The following is a 6746-nucleotide window of genomic DNA, read 5'->3' as shown; positions in this document are numbered from 1 at the left end:
GATCATGTCCGGGAACCCCTCATAGACCTGGTCGATGCCCGAGAGGCTCAGCCCGTCCTGCTTGAACAGCGAGCCGAACAGCACCTGGCCGACGTTGTTGGCCGTGTTGATCCCGACCTTGGCGTGGTACTTCGTGAGGTCCGCCACGGTCTTGATGCGGGACTTGGGCATCACGTAAATCGCCTGATTGCCCTGCTGCATATGCGACCCGTCCGCGATGATGCGCAGGTCGATGGACTTGCCGTGATAGCTATGGGAGATCTGGGCCAGGACGAACGAGACGTAGTTCCCGACGATGATCTGGGCCTTGCCGGTCTGCAGGTCTGCCATGCCGGGTTCGCCGCCCAGGATCGGGACGATCTTGATGTTCAGCCCCTGCTGCCGGAAGTACCCCTTCTGGTTGGCGATGTACAGCCCGGCCTCATCGGCGGTGGGCACCGCGTCCACCACGATGCTGCTCACCTCGGGCGCCGGTCCAGAGGGAACGCCGCTGCCGCTCGACGAGCAGCTGGCCAGCGTGACAACCGGAATGCCGACCAATAGGGGATATAGAAGTTTGTGAATCAGCCGCATGATTCTCTCCTTGTCAGCGGGAGAATAGATCACGAAGCGCCGCCAGGTGCACACATTCGCTCTTTGCGGTAAAAAATCCGTCCTTCCCGATATGCCTGAAGAGCGGCCAGAAGATCGCGTGGCGGGAGCGGCGCGGTGATCTTCTGGGCGGGCGGCGATAGAGTGACGCACATGGCTGAGACCGATCTTGAAAACCCCAAGGTGCCGCCGGCTGTGCTGGTCACCCAGATCGAGAACACGCGCGCCGATCTCGCGCGGACCATCGATGAGATCGCCGACCGGGTGCTTCCCGCTAACGTGGCCCGGCGCGCCACCGACCGCGTCCGCGAGAAGATCAGCCAGATCGACCCGCTGGTCGGCGGCGCGGTCGCCCTCGCCGTCGTCAGCGTCACCTGCTTCGTCGTCTGGCGCCGCTTGCGCAAGTAGCCGCCGCTAGCCGCCGCCGGCCGCTCAGCCAGCGCTCTTGGTCAGCTCCTCGTACTCGGCGGCGGTGAGCAGCCCGGGCGGCAGCGCCGCCTCGCCGCCGGAACCGGCCGGGATCCGGACCCGGAACATCCAGCCCGCTCCGTATGGCTCCGCGTTGACCAGGCCGGGGTCGTCGTCAAGTTCCTCGTTCGCCTCGACGACCTCGCCGTCCAGGGGGGAGTAGAGGTCGCTCACCGACTTCGTCGACTCGACCTCGCCGCACGGCTCGCCTGAGGTCACCGCGGCGCCGGCGGCCGGCAGCGACACGTACACCACATCGCCAAGCTGCTGTGCCGCGTAGTCGGTGATCCCGACGGTGGCGGTGTCGCCGGCGATCGACACCCACTCATGCTCCTCGGTGTAGTGGAGCTCGGCGGGAACGCTCATCGTTGCTTTCTCCTGTCGTAAAACGGCAGCTCTGTCAGGTCGGCCGGCTCTGTCGTGCCGCGGACGTCGATCCCGAACGGGCCCGTGGCGCCTGTCGCGACGTACGCCATCGCGATCGGCGTGCCCAGCGTCGGTGAGGGGGCGCCGCTGGTCACCACGCCGACTTCGGCGGATCCTGACAGCACGGCGTAGCCGTGCCGCGGCACCCGCCGCGACCTGGCGACCAGGCCGATAAGCGTGCGCCGCGGGCCTTCCGCCGCCCGCTCCTCGAGCGCCGCCCGGCCCACGAAGTCACCGGGCTTGTCCAGTCGCACCACTCGCCCCAGCCCCGCCTCATATGGTGTCATCTCCGGGCCGAGTTCGTTGCCGTACAACGGCATCCCGGCCTCCAGCCGGAGCGTATCGCGGGCGGCGAGCCCGGCCGCCGGGAGGGCGGGCGTCCCGGCCTCGCCATCGCGCGACGCCGCCTCCGACAGCGCCGTCCAGACCCGCTCCGCGTCGCCGGCCGCGCAGTAGATCTCGAAGCCGTCCTCGCCGGTGTACCCGGTGCGCGCCACCCACGCGGGGCAGCCGCCGACCGTCCCTGAGGCGCCCGCGTAGTAGCGCATGCCCTCGAGCGGGAGATCGGTGACGCGGGAGAGGATGCCGGGAGCGTTCGGACCCTGAATGGCGATCAGCCCGGTGACCTCGGTCTCGTCTTGCACGACAGCACCGGCGCAGCGCCGCTGCAGTTCCCCGAGCACCACAGCGGTGTTCGCCGCGTTGGCGACGACCAGGAACCGGTCGGGCGCCTGCCGGTAGATGACCAGGTCGTCGAGGACGCCGCCGTCCGGCGCGCACAGCATCGTGTAGCGGGCGCGGCCAGGGGCGAGCTGCGACGGCCAGCCGCAGACCGCGTAGTCGAGCGCCTCGGCGGCGCCGGGACCGGTCACCGCGATCTCACCCATGTGCGACAGGTCGAACAGCGCGGCGCCGGACCTGACGGCGTTGTGCTCGGCGGTCTCGCTGCCGTAGCGCAGCGGCATCAGCCAGCCGGCGAAGTCGGTCATCGTCGCGCCGAGCCGCTCGTGCACCGCCTGCAGCGGACTATGCCTTAGTTCCGCTTTGTCGCCGGATGCTGTGTTTCCAGATTGAGAGGGCACTCAGGAATGGTATGCCGTAGTCATGGACAAGCTCACCTCGCAGCAGGTCACGGCGGAACTCGGCACGACCCCCGGCTGGGACGTGGCGGACGGGCAGCTCACCAGGACGGTGACCCGCAAGGACTTCCGTGACGCGCTGCTTTACGTCAACGCGATCGGCTACCTGGCCGAGCAGGCGAACCACCACCCGGACATCGCCATCACCTCCTGGAACAAGGTGACGCTGCACCTGGTCACCCACTCCGCCGGCGGCCTCACCGCCAAGGACTTCGCGCTCGCCCGCCAGATCAGCGAACTGGGCTGACGCTGGCCTGCCGGTACGGGGCCCCGCGCGGCCCGCTGACCGCATTCGCCCACGTCGGCCGAACGGTGCTGAACAGCTTCACAGAAATTTCCCCATTAGTCACCGCAAGGCCATTTACCGCCGCAACAGGGACTGACATCGTGGCCACCGGGAGGTTTCAATGGCCACATTCAAGCCAGGGCGGCGGATAACGGCTATCGCCGGATCCGCCGCGCTGCTCGCGGGTCTCGGCATCGCCGGCACCGTCGGGACAGCGCATGCGGCGGCGTCGTCGGCCGCGGGAAAGACAGGTAACTCAACCGTCTCGTGCAAGCTTGGTAACGGTATCCAGCACGTTGTGCAGCTCACGTTCGACAATGTGCACTTTTTCCGGGATAACCCGAACGTGCCGTCCGATCTCGAGCTCATGCCGAACCTGCTCAACTTCTTCACCAGCAACGGCACGATGCTCTCCAACAACCACACCCCGCTGATCGCGCATACGGGCGACGACATCCTGACCACGGAAACCGGCCTGTACGGCGACCGGCAGGGCGTGGGGATCTCCAACAGCTACCGGACGTACAACGCCGACGGCCCGGGCGGGACGTTCAACACCACCGACCCGGCTAGCGCGTTCGCGTACTGGACCGACCCGATCTTCGACACCGCCGCCACGCCGAACGCCAGCCACGACACGAACCCGAACCTGGTCTACTCCCCCGTTCCGCCCGCCACCGCCGCGACCCCGGTCACGCCGGACACGAACACCCCGGCGCCCTGGGTCCCGTACACCCGGGCCGGCTGCAACGTCGGCGAGGTCGGGGTCGCGAACGCCGAGTTGGAGAACACCGCGGTGGACATCCCCAAGGTGTTCGGCGTGAACTCGCCAGAGAACAACCAGCTCACCAGCGACAAGGACTCCTTCAAGGACCAGGAGACCGCCGACTACGTCGGCATCGGGGTGCACTGCGCCCGGGGCGCCGCGTTCTGCGGGGACGCCACCGCGGTCAAGTTCGGCCAGACCACGCCGAGCAAGACCGCGGTGTCCGACCTGCTGCCTAGCGAGCCGGGCGGGTACAGCGGCTTCCAGGCGCTGATGGGGCACAAGTACGTCGCCCCGCAGCTCGGCGCCGGCAAGCCTGACGTCACGCACGACGGCTACCAGGTCACCAACGCCGCAGGCAACCTGGTCGACCTGAACGGCAACCAGATCAACGGCGACTTCCTCAGCACCCCCGGTTTCCCGGGCTTCGGCCCGATCAACGCGGCCCAGTCGCTGGCCTACGCGGCCGACATGCTGGAATCCGGCGTGCCGGTGGTGAATGCCTACATGGCCGACCTCCACGGGAACAACGTCTCGAGCCTGGCGGCCTGCCAGGGCGCGCCGGCCGCGCTCGGCAGCGGCTCCGCCTGCTACATCGCCCAGGCGCAGTACTACAACGCGGCGTTCGGCACGTTCTTCAAGCGGCTCGCGGCCGACGGCATCACGCCGGCCAACACGCTGTTCGTGCTGTCCGCGGACGAGGGCGACCACGAGGCAGGCGCGAACGTGGGCCGGGCCGTCACGCCGACCCCGGCCGGCTGCGACGGCGCGACCGTTTCCGGGGACACCGTGACCCCGGACGTGCTGTGCACCTACCCGTCCGGCAGCTTCGGCGAGCTGGCGGGCAACCTGACCGGTCTGCTTGCCACCCAGAAGAACAACACCACGCCGTTCACGGTGGAGGCCGACACCGCGCCAGAGTTCTACCTGACCGGCAATCCAGGGCCAACCAGCCCGGTGGTCCGCCAGTTCGAGCATGACGTGGCCGGGCTGACCGCGGCGAACCCCTACACAGGGACGACGCAAACGATCGCCAACTACATCGCGGACCCGGTGGAGGAGAGCATCCTGCACTTCACGGACGCCGACCCGGCCAGGACACCCACGTTCGCGCTGTTCGCCAAGCCGGATTACTTCCTGTCCACAGGCTCGGCGACCTGCCCCGCGGCCGGCTGCGTCACGCAGAACACCGGGTTCGCCTGGGACCACGGCGACTACGCCGCCGAGATCAACATGACCTACCTCGGCCTGGTCGGCCCGGGGGTCAAGCACCTCGGCATCGACGGCTGGGGCCCGGCGCAGGGCCCGAACTCGGCCGGCCCGAACAGCGGCCAGACAGTGTCCGCCGACCTGGCCAACCCCGGCACTTGGGCCGACCACACCGATATCGAGCCCACCGAGCTGTACCTGACCGGCCTCAAGGCCGACTACACCCAGGACGGCACAGTGATCACCGACGTGCTGACCGACGCGCCGCCGCACCTGCGCAGCGTGCCGGAGCAGCAGCTGGCCGCCTGCTACAAGCAGCTCAACGCCAGCGTCGGCCAGTTCGGCGCCGCCACCCTGGTCGCCTCCACGAAGGCGGTGGAGTCGTCCGCGGCGGGCGACGCGAAGTACAACCAGGTCAACGCGGCACTGCTGAGCCTGGAGAAGCAGCGCGACGCGCTGGCCATCAAGGTCAAAGATGAGCTGAACGCCGCGGCGTTCAGCAACACCGCCATCGCCGACCCGCACGGGCAGGTTACCCAGTGCCAGGCGATCATCGGCCAGGCAAAGCAGCTGGCGCAGTCGGCCTAACCCGCTCGTTAGGTCGCACCCACGGCGGGGCTGGCGCAGAATGGGCGAGTGACTTCTGCGCCAGCCCCTCGTGATGTGGTGATCCTGGGCTCGACCGGATCGATCGGCACCCAGGCGCTTGATATCGCGCGCCGCAACCCGGCGCGGTTCCGCGTCGCGGCGCTGGCGGCCGGCGGCGGCAACCCTGGCCTGCTCGCGAGCCAGGCTCGCGAGTTCGGCGTCGCGGCGGTCGCGGTGGCTGACCCCTCGGCAGCCCCTGGTGTCGAGTCGGCTTTGAAAGAAGAATTTTCCGTAACGTCCCCGGCTGGCTCCCCGGCGCCACGCCTCCCCGAGGTGCTGGCCGGCCCGGACGCGGTCTGCCAGCTCGCCACATGGCCCTGCGACGTCGTGCTGAACGGCGTGACCGGCGCCGCCGGCCTGCGGGCCACGCTCGCCGCGCTCGACGCCGGCCGGACCCTCGCCCTGGCGAACAAGGAGTCGCTGATCATCGGCGGCCCGCTGGTCACCAGCAGGGCCAGGCCCGGGCAGATCGTGCCGGTTGACTCCGAGCACTCGACGATCGCCCAGTGCCTGCGCGCCGGGGCGAACTCCGAGGTGAAACGGCTGGTGCTGACCGCGAGCGGCGGCCCGTTCCGCGGCTGGCCGAAGGACCGGCTCGCATCGGTCACCCCGGAGCAGGCCCTCGCGCACCCGACGTGGCGGATGGGACCGCTCGTCACGACCAACTCGGCCACGCTGGTGAACAAGGGCCTTGAGGTGATCGAGGCGCACCTGCTGTTCGGCTTCGGGCTCGACCGCATCGACGTGGTGGTGCATCCGCAGTCGATCGTGCACTCGATGGTCGAGTTCTCCGACGGCGCCACGATCATCCAGGCCAGCCCGCCGGACATGCGGATCCCGATCGCGCTCGGCATGGCGTGGCCGGACCGGGTGCCGGACGCGGCCCCCGGCCTGGACTGGACGACGGCCGCGAGCTGGACGTTCGAGCCGCTGGACGGCGAGGCGTTCCCCGCTGTAGCGCTGGCCCGCGAGGCCGCCAGCCGCGGCGGGACCGCGCCCGCCGTCTACAACGGGGCCAACGAGGCATGCGTGGCGGACTTCCTGGCGGGAAGGATCTCCTTCCCGAGGATTGTTGACACCGTCGCCCGGATAGTCTCAGAGCACGAGACGTCGGGTACTGGAGTGACCACGCTCGAGGACGTGCTCGCGGTGGACGCCTGGGCGAGGGCCCGGGCGCGAGAGCTCAACAGGTAGGAGGAGCCACAGGTGGACC

7 protein-coding genes are annotated in these 6746 nt (G+C 69.1%); 4 read left to right on the top strand and 3 right to left on the bottom strand.

All coding sequences use genetic code 11. The features are described from left to right. On the bottom strand, positions 1-573 hold a 573-nt coding region (locus WA805_RS11205), incomplete at its 3' end, for an ABC transporter substrate-binding protein (protein ID WP_425242307.1). Positions 574-744: 171 nt separating this feature from the next. On the opposite strand from WA805_RS11205, the gene WA805_RS11200 reads away from it, so the two are divergent. After that, positions 745-999 (top strand): DUF3618 domain-containing protein, encoded by a 255-nt coding sequence (locus tag WA805_RS11200; RefSeq protein WP_422276048.1) that lies wholly within the window; start codon positions 745-747, stop codon positions 997-999. 24 nt (positions 1000-1023) lie between these two features. Here the strand turns inward: WA805_RS11200 and gcvH are convergent, their stop codons facing one another. Further along, positions 1024-1425 carry a glycine cleavage system protein GcvH gene (gene gcvH / locus WA805_RS11195; RefSeq protein ID WP_422276046.1) on the bottom strand — a complete coding sequence of 134 codons (402 nt, stop codon included), beginning with the start codon at positions 1423-1425 and terminating at the stop codon, positions 1024-1026. Next, the gene (gcvT, locus tag WA805_RS11190; protein WP_424564314.1) at positions 1422-2567 is read right to left on the bottom strand and encodes a glycine cleavage system aminomethyltransferase GcvT; all 1146 of its coding nucleotides are present in this window, start codon (positions 2565-2567) and stop codon (positions 1422-1424) included. The genes gcvH and gcvT overlap by 4 nt, the downstream gene beginning before the upstream one ends. A 22-nt stretch (positions 2568-2589) precedes the next feature. Here gcvT and WA805_RS11185 point away from each other — a divergent pair, with 22 nt between their 5' ends. The 3 genes from WA805_RS11185 to dxr all read left to right on the top strand — a co-directional run bounded on the left by WA805_RS11185 (position 2590) and on the right by dxr (position 6727). Beyond that, entirely contained in the window at positions 2590-2871 is a 282-nt protein-coding gene (locus tag WA805_RS11185; RefSeq protein WP_422276042.1) for a 4a-hydroxytetrahydrobiopterin dehydratase, read from the top strand. Between the two features lie 160 nt (positions 2872-3031). Continuing rightward, positions 3032-5473 carry a hypothetical protein gene (locus tag WA805_RS11180; RefSeq protein WP_425242306.1) on the top strand — a complete coding sequence of 814 codons (2442 nt, stop codon included), beginning with the start codon at positions 3032-3034 and terminating at the stop codon, positions 5471-5473. 48 nt (positions 5474-5521) lie between these two features. Further along, positions 5522-6727, top strand: coding sequence for a 1-deoxy-D-xylulose-5-phosphate reductoisomerase (dxr, locus tag WA805_RS11175; RefSeq protein WP_422326602.1), 1206 nt, complete (start codon positions 5522-5524; stop codon positions 6725-6727). Positions 6728-6746: the final 19 nt, after the last annotated feature.

Origin of the sequence: Trebonia sp. (assembly GCF_049794275.1) — a bacterium.
Taxonomy (GTDB): domain Bacteria; phylum Actinomycetota; class Actinomycetes; order Streptosporangiales; family Streptosporangiaceae; genus Trebonia.
Note: the sequence above shows the minus strand (reverse complement) of the source record. Positions and strands in the feature narration are given on the sequence as shown.

Bases quoted from the DNA above. Each gene is read 5' to 3' on its own strand.
- WA805_RS11180 (WP_425242306.1), top strand. From the start codon at position 3,032: ATGGCCACATTCAAGCCAGGGCGGCGGATAACGGCTATCGCCGGATCC.
- gcvH (WP_422276046.1), bottom strand. From the start codon at position 1,425: ATGAGCGTTCCCGCCGAGCTCCACTACACCGAGGAGCATGAGTGGGTG.
- WA805_RS11200 (WP_422276048.1), top strand. From the start codon at position 745: ATGGCTGAGACCGATCTTGAAAACCCCAAGGTGCCGCCGGCTGTGCTG.
- WA805_RS11185 (WP_422276042.1), top strand. From the start codon at position 2,590: ATGGACAAGCTCACCTCGCAGCAGGTCACGGCGGAACTCGGCACGACC.